The 13,996-nt window shown below is 75.5% G+C and carries 14 protein-coding genes and 2 pseudogenes; 3 read left to right on the top strand and 13 right to left on the bottom strand.

The annotated features are described in order from the left end of the window. Nucleotides 1–22 precede the first annotated feature (22 nt). From sucC to GC089_RS05055, 8 genes and pseudogenes are all read right to left on the bottom strand, one after another. A complete protein-coding gene (gene sucC / locus GC089_RS05090) occupies nucleotides 23–1,204 on the bottom strand; it encodes an ADP-forming succinate--CoA ligase subunit beta (RefSeq protein ID WP_155378942.1) in 1,182 nt (393 codons plus the stop codon). A gap of 181 nt (nucleotides 1,205–1,385) precedes the next feature. Continuing rightward, entirely contained in the window at nucleotides 1,386–1,736 is a 351-nt protein-coding gene (locus GC089_RS05085) for a type II toxin-antitoxin system PemK/MazF family toxin (RefSeq protein WP_155376728.1), read from the bottom strand. Next, a complete protein-coding gene (locus tag GC089_RS05080) occupies nucleotides 1,733–1,963 on the bottom strand; it encodes a ribbon-helix-helix domain-containing protein (RefSeq protein WP_155376727.1) in 231 nt (76 codons plus the stop codon). Before GC089_RS05080 ends, GC089_RS05085 begins: the two co-directional genes overlap by 4 nt. A 56-nt stretch (nucleotides 1,964–2,019) precedes the next feature. Continuing rightward, nucleotides 2,020–4,578 (bottom strand): DNA helicase PcrA, encoded by a 2,559-nt coding sequence (pcrA, locus tag GC089_RS05075; RefSeq protein ID WP_155376726.1) that lies wholly within the window; start codon nucleotides 4,576–4,578, stop codon nucleotides 2,020–2,022. Nucleotides 4,579–4,701: 123 nt separating this feature from the next. Then, nucleotides 4,702–5,196: a DUF456 domain-containing protein gene (locus GC089_RS05070; RefSeq protein WP_155376725.1), complete on the bottom strand. Its 495-nt coding sequence runs from the start codon at nucleotides 5,194–5,196 to the stop codon at nucleotides 4,702–4,704. A 73-nt stretch (nucleotides 5,197–5,269) separates the two neighbouring features. Then, on the bottom strand, nucleotides 5,270–5,614 hold the full coding sequence (locus GC089_RS05065; protein WP_155376724.1) for a hypothetical protein: 345 nt from the start codon (nucleotides 5,612–5,614) through the stop codon (nucleotides 5,270–5,272). A 163-nt stretch (nucleotides 5,615–5,777) separates the two neighbouring features. Next, nucleotides 5,778–6,388: pseudogene (locus tag GC089_RS05060) on the bottom strand (LuxR C-terminal-related transcriptional regulator). Between the two features lie 35 nt (nucleotides 6,389–6,423). Next, nucleotides 6,424–7,782: an ATP-binding protein gene (locus GC089_RS05055; RefSeq protein WP_155376723.1), complete on the bottom strand. Its 1,359-nt coding sequence runs from the start codon at nucleotides 7,780–7,782 to the stop codon at nucleotides 6,424–6,426. Between the two features lie 160 nt (nucleotides 7,783–7,942). Here GC089_RS05055 and GC089_RS05050 point away from each other — a divergent pair, with 160 nt between their 5' ends. Genes GC089_RS05050 through GC089_RS05040 form a run of 3 tightly spaced genes read left to right on the top strand, consistent with a single transcriptional unit; the run spans nucleotide 7,943 to nucleotide 9,773 of the window. Beyond that, a complete protein-coding gene (locus GC089_RS05050; protein ID WP_196250827.1) occupies nucleotides 7,943–8,797 on the top strand; it encodes a PspC domain-containing protein in 855 nt (284 codons plus the stop codon). Further along, on the top strand, nucleotides 8,785–9,417 hold the full coding sequence (locus GC089_RS05045; protein ID WP_196250826.1) for a LiaF domain-containing protein: 633 nt from the start codon (nucleotides 8,785–8,787) through the stop codon (nucleotides 9,415–9,417). The genes GC089_RS05050 and GC089_RS05045 overlap by 13 nt, the downstream gene beginning before the upstream one ends. Beyond that, nucleotides 9,414–9,773 (top strand): hypothetical protein, encoded by a 360-nt coding sequence (locus GC089_RS05040; RefSeq protein ID WP_155376720.1) that lies wholly within the window; start codon nucleotides 9,414–9,416, stop codon nucleotides 9,771–9,773. The genes GC089_RS05045 and GC089_RS05040 overlap by 4 nt, the downstream gene beginning before the upstream one ends. Before the next feature lie 84 nt (nucleotides 9,774–9,857). On the opposite strand, the gene GC089_RS05035 is transcribed toward GC089_RS05040, so the two are convergent. From GC089_RS05035 to GC089_RS05015, 5 genes and pseudogenes are all read right to left on the bottom strand, one after another. Further along, nucleotides 9,858–10,325, bottom strand: coding sequence for an aromatic ring-opening dioxygenase LigA (locus tag GC089_RS05035; protein ID WP_155376719.1), 468 nt, complete (start codon nucleotides 10,323–10,325; stop codon nucleotides 9,858–9,860). 211 nt (nucleotides 10,326–10,536) lie between these two features. Further along, a pseudogene (locus tag GC089_RS19915) lies at nucleotides 10,537–11,576 on the bottom strand (glycosyltransferase family 4 protein). A 119-nt stretch (nucleotides 11,577–11,695) separates the two neighbouring features. Beyond that, complete coding sequence (locus GC089_RS05025) at nucleotides 11,696–12,133, bottom strand: DUF3817 domain-containing protein (protein ID WP_155376718.1); 438 nt, start codon at nucleotides 12,131–12,133, stop codon at nucleotides 11,696–11,698. Between the two features lie 49 nt (nucleotides 12,134–12,182). Next, nucleotides 12,183–13,769 (bottom strand): glutamine-hydrolyzing GMP synthase, encoded by a 1,587-nt coding sequence (gene guaA / locus GC089_RS05020; RefSeq protein ID WP_155376717.1) that lies wholly within the window; start codon nucleotides 13,767–13,769, stop codon nucleotides 12,183–12,185. Nucleotides 13,770–13,829: 60 nt separating this feature from the next. Then, nucleotides 13,830–13,979 (bottom strand): hypothetical protein, encoded by a 150-nt coding sequence (locus GC089_RS05015; protein WP_155376716.1) that lies wholly within the window; start codon nucleotides 13,977–13,979, stop codon nucleotides 13,830–13,832. Nucleotides 13,980–13,996 lie beyond the last annotated feature (17 nt).

Genomic DNA, 13,996 nt, shown 5'->3' with positions numbered 1-13,996 from the left:
CTCGGTTCGTGGGTGGCGGGCGTCAGGCGGCGGCGTGGGCGAGCTCGGCCGCCTTGGCGGCGCCGCCGTCCATCGTCTCGGCCAGGGTGACGAGCGGGTGCGCGGCCTCCGCGAGGATCGCGCGGCCCTCGGCCACGTTGTTGCCGTCCAGGCGGACGACGAGCGGCTTGGACGCCTCGTCGCCGAGGATCCGCAGCGCCTCGACGATGCCGCGCGCGACCTCGTCGCACGCCGTGATGCCGCCGAAGACGTTGACGAAGACCGACTTGACCTGGGGGTCGGTGAGGATGATGTCGAGGCCCGCCGCCATGACGGCCGCGGACGCGCCGCCGCCGATGTCGAGGAAGTTGGCGGGCTTCACGCCGCCGTGCGCCTCACCGGCGTACGCGACGACGTCGAGCGTGCTCATGACGAGGCCGGCGCCGTTGCCGATGATGCCGACCTGGCCGTCGAGCTTGACGTAGTTGAGGTCCTTCTCCTTGGCGCGGGCCTCGAGCGGGTCGGCCGCGGCCTTGTCCTCGAGGGCCGCGTGGTCCTCGTGGCGGAAGTCCGCGTTCGCGTCGAGGGTGACCTTGCCGTCGAGCGCGACGACCTGGCCGTCCTCGGTGAGGACGAGCGGGTTGACCTCGACGAGCGTGGCGTCCTCGTCGCGGTAGACCGTCCAGAGCTTCTGCAGGACGTCGGCGACCTTCGGTGCGACGTCGGCGTCGAAGCCGGCCGCCTCGACGATCTCCTGCGCCTTCGCGGCGTCGATGCCCGTGCGCGGGTCGACGGCGACGCGCGCGAGCGCCTCGGGACGCTCGACCGCGAGCTGCTCGATCTCCATGCCGCCCTCGACGGACGCCATCGCCAGGTAGCGACGCTCGGCGCGGTCGAGCAGGAGGGAGAAGTAGTACTCGGTGGCGATCTTCGCGCCCTCCGCGATCATCACGCGGTGGACCGTGTGGCCCTTGATGTCCATGCCGAGGATCTCGCCGGCCTTCTCGGCCGCCTCCTCCGCGGACCGGGCCAGCTTGACGCCGCCCGCCTTGCCGCGGCCCCCGGTCTTCACCTGCGCCTTGACGACCACGACGCCACCCTCGGCCGGCAGCAGCCGCTCGGCTGCCGCACGCGCCTCCTCGGGGGTCGTGGCGACGATGCCGCCGAGCACGGGCACGCCGTGCTTCTCGAAGATGTCACGTGCCTGGTACTCGAACAGGTCCACCTGGTCCGGTTTCCTCTCGTCGACCGCGCGGGCGGCCCGGTGCGGCCGCATCGCCCGGCCCAGCGTATCGCCGGGACCCAGGTCCCTCGACATCGAGAGATGTGGCCGCGCTCACCCGGCGGGCGCAGGTTCGACCGGGGGACGGGCCCTCGCCCTCGCCGGGGAGCCCGAGCCGCCGCCCTCACAGCGACAGGTGGAGACGCAGGGCCCGGTCGACGTCGCGCATCAGCACGGGAGGCACCACGCCGACCAGCTCGACGAACCGCCCCACATCCACCGACCGGACCTGCTCGGCCTGCGCCTTGGAGTCGACCTCGAGGCCCGTGTCGCTGGCGGGGAGGTACGCCTGGAACGGCAGCACGCGTGCCACGTTCGACGTCAGGGGCACGACGGTCACCACCCCACGGTCGGCGGCGAAGGCCGACGTGACCGCGGCCTGGTTGCTCACGACGACGACCGGGCGGGTCCTGCTCGCCTCGCGTCCGCGCGCCGGGTCGAGATCCACCAGCCAGACGTCGCCCCGACGGCTCACTCGGGCGCGCCCTGGTCGAGCCCGTCAGCGACCGCCCCGTCCCACGCGACGGCGTCGTCCGAGCCGTCCCACTCGCGGAAGGCCTCGTCGTACTGCTCGACCAGGTTCCGCTCGCGGAGCAGGCGCACCGCCTCGTGCAGGGCGCCTGACCGCGTCGTGCCGTGCCTCTCGACGTAGGCGTCGAGCGTCGCAACGTCGCCCTCCGGGAGGCTCACACTCAACTTCATACTCGCGATGCTACTCCCGGTAGCACCGCGCCGCCGGGCTCATGCGGTCCGGACGTCTACAGCTTGGTGACCGGCGAGTACCGCAGCAGCAGGCGCTTGGTGCCGTGGGAGCCGAAGTCGATCTTCGCGACCGCGTTCGCCCCGGCACCCTCGAGCGCGACGACCGAGCCGAGGCCGTAGGAGTCGTGCGTGACCTTGTCCCCGACGGCCAGGTCCGGGACGTCGCCGGCCGCGCGCGGCGTGGCCGACCCGAAGGACGCGCCGGTGCGCGGCAGCGGGGGGCGCTGCTCCGTGCGCACCGGGCCGTTGCCCGACCCGCTGCCCCGCTCGTTCCAGCCCGAGCCGCGACCGCCGCCGGCGCCGAACCCGGAGCCCCAGCCGCCGCGCAGGCGCGACGTCGAGGACTCCCGGCGCCGCCAGTCGACCAGCTCCTCGGGGATGTCGTCGAGGAACCGGCTCGGCGGGAACTCGTTCGGGACGCCCCACGCGGTGCGCACGGCCGCGCGCGACACGTACAGCCGCTGCCGCGCGCGCGTCAGCCCGACGTACGCCAGCCGCCGCTCCTCCGCGAGCTGGTCGGGGTCGGCCAGCGACCGCATGTGCGGGAACGTGCCGTCCTCCATGCCGGTGAGGAAGACGACCGGGAACTCCAGGCCCTTCGCCGTGTGCAGCGTCATGAGGGTGATCACGCCCTGGTCGGCGCGCCCGTCCCCGTCGCCGTCGGCCCCGTCGGGGACGGGGATCTGGTCGGAGTCGGCGACGAGCGAGACGCGCTCGAGGAAGTCGGCGAGGTCGCCCTCGGGGTCGCTCTGCTCGAACTCGGACGCCACGGCGTGCAGCTCGGCGAGGTTCTCGACGCGCGAGGCGTCCTGCGGGTCCTCGCTCGCGCGCAGCTCGGCGAGGTAGCCGCTGCGGTCGAGCACCGCGCCCAGCACCTGAGCCGGGCCGGCCGTCGAAGCGAGGTCCCGCAGCTCGTCGAGCATCGTGGCGAAGGCGGACAGCCCGGTGAGGGCGCGCGTGCCGAGACCGGGCACCTCGTCGAGACGCGCGAGAGCGGCGCCGAAGGAGATCCGCTCCCGCTCGGCGAACGCGGCGACCATGGCCTCCGACCGCTCCCCCAGCCCGCGCTTGGGCACGTTGAGGATGCGGCGCGTGCTGACGTCGTCGTCCGGGTTGGCGACCGTGCGCAGGTAGGCGATCGCGTCGCGGATCTCGCGCCGCTCGTAGAACCGGGTGCCGCCGACGACCTTGTACGGCAGGCCGACCCGGACCAGCACCTCCTCCAGGGCACGCGACTGCGCGTTGGCGCGGTAGAAGATCGCCACGTCCCCCGGCCGCACGCCGTCGGAGTCGCCGAGCCGGTCGATCTCCTCCGCGACGAACCGCGCCTCCTCGTGCTCGGAGTCCGCGACGTAGGCGACGATCTGCGGCCCGGCCCCGGAGTCGGTCCACAGCCGCTTGGGCCGCCGGTTCGGGTTCTTCGCGATGACCGCGTTGGCCGCCGAGAGGATCGTCTGCGTCGAGCGGTAGTTCTGCTCCAGCAGGATCGTGCGCGCGTCCGGGTAGTCCGCCTCGAACTCGAGGATGTTGCGGATGCTCGCACCGCGGAACGCGTAGACCGACTGGTCCGCGTCGCCGACGACCGTCAGCTCGCCGCGCTCGACCCCCTCGCCGTCCGCGCCACCGTCCACGCCGACCAGCTCGCGGACCAGCACGTACTGCGCGTGGTTCGTGTCCTGGTACTCGTCCACGAGCACGTGCCGGAAGCGGCGCCGGTAGTGCTCGGCCACCTCGGGGAACGTCTGCAGCAGCTCCACCGTGCGCACGATGATGTCGTCGAAGTCGAGGGCATTGGCCTGCTGCAGCCGCTGCTGGTAGCGCGTGTACACCTGCGCGAGCACGGTGTCGAAGTCGTTCGCGCTGCCGCCGCCCGACGTCGCGGCGAACGACTCGGGGCTGACGAGCTCGTCCTTGAGGTTGGAGATCTTCGCGCCCAGCGCCTTGGGCGGGTAGCGCTTCGGGTCCAGGTCGAGCTCGCGGGCGACGAGCGTGATGAGGCGCTGCGAGTCGGCCTGGTCGTAGATCGAGAAGCTGGACCGCAGGCCGAGCGTCGCCGCCTCGCGGCGCAGGATGCGCACGCACGCCGAGTGGAACGTCGAGACCCACATCCGCTGGGCCGACGGGCCGACGAGCGCCTCGACGCGCTCGCGCATCTCGGCCGCGGCCTTGTTCGTGAACGTGATGGCCAGCACCTCGCCCGGCCGGGCGCGGTGCGTGGCGAGCAGGTGCGCGATCCGGTGCGTCAGCACGCGGGTCTTGCCCGACCCGGCGCCGGCGACGATGAGCAGCGGGCCCCCGGCGTGCAGCACGGCCTCGCGCTGCTGCGGGTTCAGCCCCTCGAGGAGGGCCTCGGCCCTCGCGGCGTCGCGCTCGGCGCGCGCCCGGACCGCGGGATGCTCCTCCTCGGCGTCGTCGCCGCGGGGCGGGACGACGAGCGGCAGGCCGGACGACTCGCCCGCGTGCGAGCGCGCGACGGCGGCCCGCGCGTCCGGACGGGGGCGCGGGGTGGCGCCGGCGGGGACGGGCAGGGAGAGGCTCTCGAACAAGGACGTCATGACCCCACCAGGGTAGGTCTCCCCACCGACACGGCGGACCGTGCGACCACGGCCGAGGGCCCCGCGGGCGGACGGCCCGACGCCGTCAGCGGACGGTCACGCCGTCAGCGGAGGACCAGGCCGTCAGCGGAGGACCAGACCGAGCACCCACGCGCCGACGACGAGCATGGCGCCCGCGAGCTCGACCAGGATCGTCAGCCCGGTCGCCTGCAGGGCACGCACCGTCGAGCGCCACGCCGTGGCGTGCTCACCCAGCCGCAGCCGCTCGGCCACGTAGACGGCGGCGACGAAGAACACGAACAGCCCGAGCACGGGGATGACGAAGAAGCCGACCACACCTGCGACGGCGCCCCACACCAGCGTCCGGTTCGGCACGCCCGCGCGCTGCAGGTGCCGGCCCGCGAGCAGGTACTTCGCGACCTGCGCGGCGGCCGTGAGGACGACCGCGGCGACCGCGACGCCCCATCCCAGGCCCGTGCCCTGCAGCACGCCCCACAGCACGACGGCGCCCGCCACGAGGAACGCGCCGGGCAGCACCTGCACCACGACGCCGACGAGCCCGACGACCACGAGCACGGTGGTGAGCAGGTCGAGCTCGGCGCCCCAGTCGATCGTCACGGCGCCGACCGTAGCGGTCGGTCAGCGGCAGCGCCCCGCCGGGGCGCGCACGACGCCCCGGCCGTGGCCGACGTCACCAGAGGACGGCGACCGCCACGTTGAGCGCGGTCAGGCCGGCGATCGCGCCCAGCCAGCCCTTCGTCACCTTCTCGCCCTGGCGACGGCCCAGGACGACCAGCACGGTGACCGCGAGCGCGACGACGAGCTTGACGGCGATCTTCGTGGTGTCGACGTCCCGGTCGACGACGTCCGCCGAGGCGAGACCGGTCAGCAGGATGCCGGTGAGCAGCGCGGTGAGGATGCCGTGGAGCACCCCGGGGTTCAGGGTCGCCGTGCGCATGCCGGCGAGGGCACCGCCGAAGACCATGGCCCAGCCCAGCAGGTGGAGCACGACGAGGATCCCGTAGACGACGTCCATGGCGTCATCCTAAGCCAGCGTGCACCACGTTCTGACGTACCGTCAGATCCCTGGATGCGCTCCTGGCGCACCCCCGCGCGCGGGACCGGCGTCGTGGCGTCCCCGCGCCGGGGCCGCCCCGCGCCGGCCCGGCGCCGTCCGGCCTCCTGCTGGGCGCCGCCCGTCACAGCAGCCGACGTGCCGCCGCCCAGCGCGTCAGCTCGTTGCGGTTGGACAGCTGGAGCTTGCGCAGCACCGCGGACACGTGGGTCTCGACGGTCTTCACCGAGATGAACAGCTCCGCCGCGACCTCGCGGTACGTGTAGCCGCGGGCGATCAGCCGCATGACCTCGCGCTCGCGCGCCGACAGCCGGTCGAGCTCGTCGTCTCCCGTCGCGACGTCGCCCGCGGCCGCGCCGAACGCGTCGAGGACGAAGCCGGCGAGCCGCGGCGAGAACACCGCGTCGCCGCCCGCCACGCGCAGCACGGCGTCGGACAGCGCCGCCGGGTCGATCGCCTTCGTGACGTAGCCGCGCGCGCCGACGCGGATCACCGCGACGACGTCCTCCGCGGCGTCGGACACGGACAGCGCGAGGAAGCGCGTGCCGGGCACGTCCACGCAGCGGCGCACGACCTCGGCCCCGCCCCCGCCGTCGCCGCCGGGCAGGTGGACGTCGAGCAGGACGACGGGCGGCGCGAGCTCGTGCACGACCCGCACGGCCTCGTCGACGCTCGCCGCCTCCCCCACGACGCGCACGCGCTCGTCCAGGGACGCCTTCACCCCGCGCGGAACATGTGGTGGTCGTCCACCAGCACGACGTCGACGGCGCTCACGCGTCCTCCTGCGGGTCGGGGCGGCGGTCCGCCGCGGGCTCGGTGTCACCGGCGCGGGCACCGGCGGGGTCGGACGGCGCGGCGCCGCCGACGGGCATGCACAGGTGCACCTCGGTGCCGCGCTCGGGGCTGCTCGTCACACGGGCCGTCCCGCCGCGGCGGCGCACCCGGCCCATGATCGACTCGCGCACGCCGAAGCGGTCGGGTCCGACCGCGTCGAGGTCGAACCCGTCGCCGCGGTCGCGCACGAAGACCTCGACGACCGAGGGTCCCACCTCGAGGTACAGCGACACGGGCGGCCGCCCGTGCACGACGGCGTTCACGAGGGCCTCGCGGGTCGCCTGCAGCAGGGCCTGGGTGTCCGCGTCGGGCACCCGGTCCCCGACCACGACGACGTCGACCGCCACGGGCTCGCCCGTGGGCCCGGACCGCGAGTCCTCCACCTCCGCGACGACCGAGCGCAGCGCGGCCGCGAGCGACGTGCCGGGCTCGTGCCGGTCGTCGTACAGCCACTCGCGCAGCTCGCGCTCCTGGGCGCGGGCCATGCGCGCGACCTCCGCCGGCTCGTCGGAGCGGGCACGGATGAGGGCGAGCGTCTGCAGCACCGAGTCGTGCAGGTGCGCGGCGATGTCGGCGCGCTCGGCCTCGCGGGCACGGGCGGCGCGCTCGTCGCCGAGCTCCCGGACGAGGCGCACCCACCACGGCGCGAGCACGAGCCCCACGCCCAGCAGCACGGCCAGCGCACCGATCCCGGCCTGGACCATGAGAGCGGGCTCCACACCGCGCCCCACGCTCTCGCCCACGAGGAGCAGCACGCCGGCCGCGGCGAGCAGCACGCCGCCGATGAGCCGCAGGACGCTGATCCGCCGCCCGTCGCGCTGCCGGCGCTGCACCGCGTCCAGCTGGCTCCACGCGAGCCCGAGGCCCACGAGGACGAGGAGCGCCGGGAGCACCCACGTGGAGTCGACCTGCACACCGAGGCGGACGGCCACGAGCACGCCCGCGGCGAGCACGAGCAGCGCCCCCAGCCCGAGGTCGGCCAGCGGGACGCGGCGCCCGTCCGCGAGGGTCTGCCGGCGCGCCAGGCGCTGCAGCGCGCTGGGTCGCGAGCCGGCGGCGACCGCGGCGGGGTCGCCCACCGGCACGGTCAGCCACCAGAAGACGTAGAGCACGAACCCCGCGCCCGCGACGGGGACGAGCGCGACGAGCGCGAGGCGCACGACCACCACGGGCACGTCGAGGTGCGCCGCGAGCCCCACCGCGACGCCGGCGAACCACCGGCCCCGGTCGGGGCGGCGCAGGGGCAGCCGCGCGGGGACCGCCGGGGCGGGCGCGGGTGCGGGTGCGGTGCTCACGCACCGATCGTCACACGTCCGGCGCGTGCCGCCGACCCCCGTCCGGGCGGGTCCGGGCCCAGATCAGGGGCGCGGGCACGCCGGGCCCGGGTACGGGCCAGGGTCGGGTCAGGGACGACCCCCGATGCCCCGGGGACGGTGCCGGGGACAGGATCGAGCCATGGACACGCAGACCCCTGCCGGCGGCGGCGCCGGCACCCCGGGCCCCGGGCCCGGCACCGGCCCCGGCTTCGCAGCCGGCGGCCCCGCCCCCGCCTCGGGCGGACCCGGTCCCTCCGGCGCGCAGGGCTTCTGGGACGGCGTGCGCCGTACCGGCCTGTACCGGTCGGACGACCGCTGGATCGGCGGCGTCGCGGGCGGCCTCGCGGCCCGCCTCAACGTCGACCCCCTCCTCGTGCGCGGCATCCTCGCCGTGACGTTCCTGCTCGGCGGGCTCGGCCTGGTCGTGTACGGCGTCGCGTGGGCCCTGCTGCCCGAGCAGCGCGACGGGCGCATCCACCTCGAACGGCTCGTCGCCGGCGACGGCGACATCGCGCTGCTCGGCGCCCTCGGCTTCGTGCTCGTCGGCCTGGCCCGCGGTGACGGCTGGTGGTGGTTCTGGGACGGCACCGGCTGGTTCTCCGGGCTGCTCTGGCTCGCGTTCGTCGGCGGCCTCGTCGCCCTCGTGGTGCTCGCGGTCCGTCGTCGGCCCCGGCCCGGCCCGCCGCCCCACGGTCCGTGGACCGGCGCCTCCTACGGTGCGCCGTACGCCCCGCCCCCCGTCGCGACGCACGGCGCCCCGGCCGCGGCGCCGCCCGCCCCGACGCCGGCGTGGGGGGCACCTGCCCCGGCCGGCGAGCGCGTGGGCCCGCCGGCGCCCCCGCCCCCGGCTGGGCCGCACCTCCGCCGCCCGCCGGCGGCTGGACCCCTCCGCCGGCGCCGCCCGTGCCGCCGGCCCCGCCCGTGCCCCCGCGCCCGTCCCGCCCGCCCCGCAAGGGCGCCGACGCCGCGACCGTCGGGGTCGTGGTCGGCCTGAGCGTCCTCGGCCTGGCCGTGCTGCTGCTCGGCGAGCGCACCGAGCTCTTCGACGGCCCGGTCGGGCTGACCGCGGGCGGCATCGCGCTCGTCCTCGCCGGGCTCGGCATCGTCACCCTGGGTCTGCGGGGCCGCACGAGCGGTGCGGTCGGCTTCCTGGCCGTCGTCGCCGCGCTCGTCTGGGTCCCGCTCGCGCTGGCCACGCAGGGTGAGCGCGAGAACTGGTGGGACGGTCCGGGCGACTGGCGCGACAACCGCATCGAGGCGACGGTCACGACCCGCGAGGACGCGCAGCGCGGTCTCGACCTGGGCATCGGGCAGGCCACCGTCGACCTCACCGCCGTGCCGCTGGAGGGCGGGCCGCTGCACGTGCCGCTCTCGCTCGGCGCCGGCGACCTCACGGTCGTCGTGCCGTCCGAGGCCGCGGTCGAGGCGCGCGTCTCCGCCGGCGTCGGCTCGGTCGTGTGGGAGCTGGACGACGAGCGCCGCACGCAGGACGGCGTCGGGATCGGGGACATGACGTTCCGTGACCGCGACGCCACGGCCGGCGAGCCCGACCTGGTGCTCGACATCAGCTCGGGCGTCGGCGAGGTCCGGATCATCGAGGAGGACGCAGCATGAGCACCGACGAGACCCGGCCGCTCCCGGTCGGCGAGACCCAGCCGCTGCCGCTGGACGAGACCCGTCCGCTGCCGACGGACGCGGGCACCGCGGCCGCCCGCGACGCGGACGGCCCGGACGGCGACGAGGACGCCGCGGACGGCACCCGCCGCGACCGCGTCCGGGTCGGCACCGTCGTGTGGGGCGTCGTGATCGCCCTGCTCGGGGTGGGGGTGCTGCTCGTGGCCGCGGGCTACACGATCGACCTGGAGCTCGCGGCGATCGGCCTGCTGGTCCTCGCCGGGCTGGGCCTGATCGTGGGGCCGCTGCTGGCCAGCGCCCGCCGGCGCGGCGGGGACGACGCCGCCCGGCGCTGACGGAGCCGCCGCTCCTGCCCGAGCGCGCACGACGAGGGCCGGTACCCCCGACGGGGTACCGGCCCTCGTGGCGTGCGCGGCGCGTCAGACCGTGACCGGCTCCGCGGCGTCGAGCACGGGGGCGTCGACGCGGGCCGCGACCCGGCGCAGCGCCTCACCGACGACGATGAAGACGACGCCGAGGCCGAAGACCAGCAGCGCGACGCCGAAGGCGACGATCGAGGTGAACAGCGACGCCCGCAGGAACGAGCCGTTCATCATCGTCTCGCGGACCGGGTCCTCGCGGTCCAGCTGCGAGTACGTCTTGCCACCCGAGGCGTCGAGCGCGTGGTGGTTGATGATGTCGGCCTGCGCCCACGCCTCCCACGGCGTGTCGACGAGCTCGCCGGCGAACATCGACGCGTCCTCGGCGACGGTGATCTGCTCGTTGCGCAGGTTGCCGGACACGAGCGCCCACGTGGCCGTGCCGGCGACGGCGAAGACCACGCCGAACACCATCACCACGACGGCGAGGGCCTTGAGGTGGGCGGGCTTGCGGACTGCTGCGGACATCGGACTCCCCGATCCTTCTGTTCTCCCCGAGACGGCTCCGTCTGTGGGGCGGTGCCGGTGAGCTGTCGTGCTCACGTGACAACTCTCGACCCGCCGGGAGCGGCCTCGGTAGGACCCTGGTCCCCCGTCCAGGACCGTCCGGCGGCCGCCCCGCGCCCGGTCGCGCCCGTTCTGGGACCTTCGGCCTGACCTGCGCGAACGCGTCCGGGACCTAGGACCCGGAGGTGACGAGCGCGGCGGCGCGGGCGTACTCCGCCTCGGCCGCCGCGAGCACGTCCGCCCACGCGAACGCGGGCCGCACGGCGCGGTTGTGCGTGCGCATCCGCGCGAGCAGGTCACGGTCCTGCGCGAGCAGGACGACGGCGGTCGCCATCTCCGCGTCGTCGGCGACGAGGAACCCGTCGCGCCCGTCCGTCACGAACTCCCCGATGCCCGTGCCGCGGTGGGCGAGCACGACGAGGCCGGCGGTCCGGGCCTCGAGCGCGGCGATGCCGAACGCCTCGAGCCGCGCGGGGCGAGGAAGACGTCGGCGTCGACGTACGCCGCGCGGACCTCCTCCCGGGAGAGGCGGCCGGGCAGCGCGACGACGTCGTCGAGGCCGAGCGCCCGCACGCGCGCGGCGAGCGCGTCGCGCAGGGGGCCGTCGCCCGCCACGGTGAGGTGCAGCGCGCCGGCCGGCAGGTGCCGCGCCGCCGCCGCGACCACCTCGACGAGCGGCACCGCGCGCTTGCGCGGTGCCAGGCGCATGGTCGCGACGAGCCGGAGCGGCCCGTCGTCCTCGGCACGGCCGGACCCCGGCGCCGGCGCCCAGCGGTCCGCGTCGATGCCGTTGGGGACCACCGCGACGTCCGCCCCGCCGAACAGCTCGCGCACGCGCTCCGCCGCCGCCGAGCTCACCGCGCTGAGCGCCGCGCGCGGCCGGGACCAGCGTGTCCGGGCCACGAGGTGCGCGGCCGGTGCGGCGACGCCGTCGAGCATGCAGTGCCACGTCACCGCCGTCGGCAGGCCCGCGGCCATCGCGAGCCGGGCGCCGTCGAACGCGAACGGCGAGAGCACGCCGGCGTGCACGTGCACGACGTCGGGACGCAGGTCCGCGTACGCGTCGCGCAGCAGGCGCGGGCCCGCGAGCGGGTTGACGGGCAGGTCGAACGGCAGGCGCGCACCCAGCCGGTGCACGTGCACACCGTCCTCGACGTCGACGACGCCGCCGCGCTCACCGCCCTCGCCGAGGGTCGCCGTGAGCACGTGCACCTCGTGCCCGGCAGCCGCCTGGTGCCGGGCCAGGTCGCCGACCTGCGTCTCGATGCCGCCCGTGCGCGGCGCGAAGCAGTCGGAGACGTGGACGACGCGCACGCGTCAGGCCGCCCGGCTCAGGCCGCCGCGCCCGGGGCGGCGGGGCGCGCGGACGCCGCGGCGTCGATGCGCGCCTGCGCCTGCGCGTGCACGCGCCGCTCCAGGACGAACGACATGACGGGCACGACGCCCGCGAGCGCCATCGTGACGAGCCGGCCCAGCTTCCAGCGCAGCGTGGACCACAGGTCGAAGACCGTGACGAGGTAGACGACGTAGATCCAGCCGTGCGCGAACGGGATCCACTCGAGAGCGCCCATCACGGACTCGGGGGCGTGCACGACGTACTTGAGGACCATCTCCACGCACAGCACGAGGAGCATCACGCCGGTCACCCAGGCCATCACGCGGTAGCGCTTCAGCGACCCGGTGGCCTTGCGGACCCAGGTGGCGGTGGACGCCGCCCGGGGGCCGGCGGTCGCGCTCGTCGCGGTGGCGGGGTCGGGCTGGGTGGTCACGTCGTCCTCTCGTCGGTCCGTCGGGTCGGCCCGGGGGTGCCCGTGCGGGTCACTCCCACTCGATGGTGCCCGGCGGCTTGCTCGTGACGTCGAGGACGACCCGGTTGACCTCGGGGACCTCGTTGGTGATGCGCGTGGAGATGATCTGCAGCACGTCGTACGGCAGGCGGGTCCAGTCGGCCGTCATCGCGTCCTCGGACGAGACGGGCCGCAGCACGATCGGGTGGCCGTAGGTGCGGCCGTCGCCCTGGACGCCGACGGAGCGCACGTCGGCGAGCAGCACGACCGGGCACTGCCAGATCTCGCGGTCCAGGCCGGCGCGCGTGAGCTCCTCGCGGGCGATGGCGTCGGCGGCGCGCAGCGTCTCCAGGCGCTCGGCCGTGACCTCGCCGACGATCCGGATGCCGAGGCCCGGGCCGGGGAACGGCTGGCGCCAGACGATGCCCTCGGGCACGCCGAGCTCGAGGCCGACCGCGCGCACCTCGTCCTTGAACAGCGTGCGCAGCGGCTCGACGAGCTCGAACTGCAGGTCCTCCGGCAGCCCGCCCACGTTGTGGTGCGACTTGATGTTGGCCGCGCCCTCTCCCCCGCCGGACTCGACGACGTCGGGGTAGAGCGTCCCCTGGACGAGGAACTTCACGGTCTCGCCGTGGGCGCCGGCGTCCTCGACGACCTCGCGGGCGGCGTCCTCGAACACGCGGATGAACTCGCGGCCGATGATCTTGCGCTTGGTCTCCGGGTCGCTCACGCCGTGCAGCGCGTGCAGGAACCGCTCGCGCGCGTCGACGACCTTCAGCTGCACGCCGGTCGCCGCGACGAAGTCCTGCTCGACCTGCTCGGCCTCGCCGGAGCGCAGCAGGCCGTGGTCGACGAACACGCACGTGAGCTGGTCGCCGACGGCGCGCTGCACGAGCGCGGCCGCGACCGAGGAGTCCACGCCCCCGGACAGGCCGCAGATGACCCGCGCGTCGCCGACCTGGGCGCGGATGCGCTCGACCTGCTCGGCGATGACGTTGCCGGGGTTCCAGTCGGGCGCCAGGCCCGCACCCTTGTAGAGGAAGTTCTCGAGCGCCTTCTGCCCGAGCGGCGAGTGCTTCACCTCGGGGTGCCACTGCACGCCGTACAGGCGCCGCTCGCGGTCCTCGAAGGCGGCGACGGGGCTGCCCGCGGACGTCGCGAGCACCTCGAAGCCCGGGGGCGCGGCGTGCACGGCGTCGCCGTGGCTCATCCACACGGTCTGCTGCTCGGGGCTGCCCTCGAGGACGGTCCCCTCCGCCGCGACCTCGACCGCCGTGCCGCCGTACTCGCGCTGTCCCGTCTGCGCGACCGTGCCGCCGAGGGCCTGCGCCATCGCCTGGAAGCCGTAGCAGATGCCCATGACGGGCACGCCGGCCTCGAACAGCTCGGGCCCCACGAAGGGGGCGCCCGCGGCGTACACCGACGACGGGCCGCCGGACAGGATGATCGCGGCCGGGTCCCGGGCGAGCAGGTCCTCGACGCTCGCCGTGTGCGGCACGATCTCGGAGTAGACGTTCGCCTCGCGCACCCGCCGCGCGATCAGCTGCGCGTACTGGGCGCCGAAGTCGACGACCAGGACGGGGCGGTGGGTGGTGGCGGGCTCGGGGGGCTGCGTCACGGGACCCAGCCTAGTTGGCCGCCCGGGGCACTCCGCGCCGGGTCCGGGGCGCCGTCGGTGTCAGCCGCCGACGAGCCGCGTCGCGCCCAGGTGGCCGGTCAGCGGCGCGACGAGGACGACGAGCAGCGGCGCGTACACGGCGAGCACGGGCCGCTCGAGGTCGGGGCGGTCCAGGAGGACCGAGCCCGGCCGGCGTGGGACCTGGACCACGGGCACCACCTGCCCCG

This window comes from Cellulomonas sp. JZ18 (assembly GCF_009720485.1).
Lineage (GTDB): Bacteria > Actinomycetota > Actinomycetes > Actinomycetales > Cellulomonadaceae > Cellulomonas.
The sequence above is the reverse complement of the archived record's forward strand: the minus strand, read 5'-3'. Positions and strand labels throughout refer to the sequence as shown.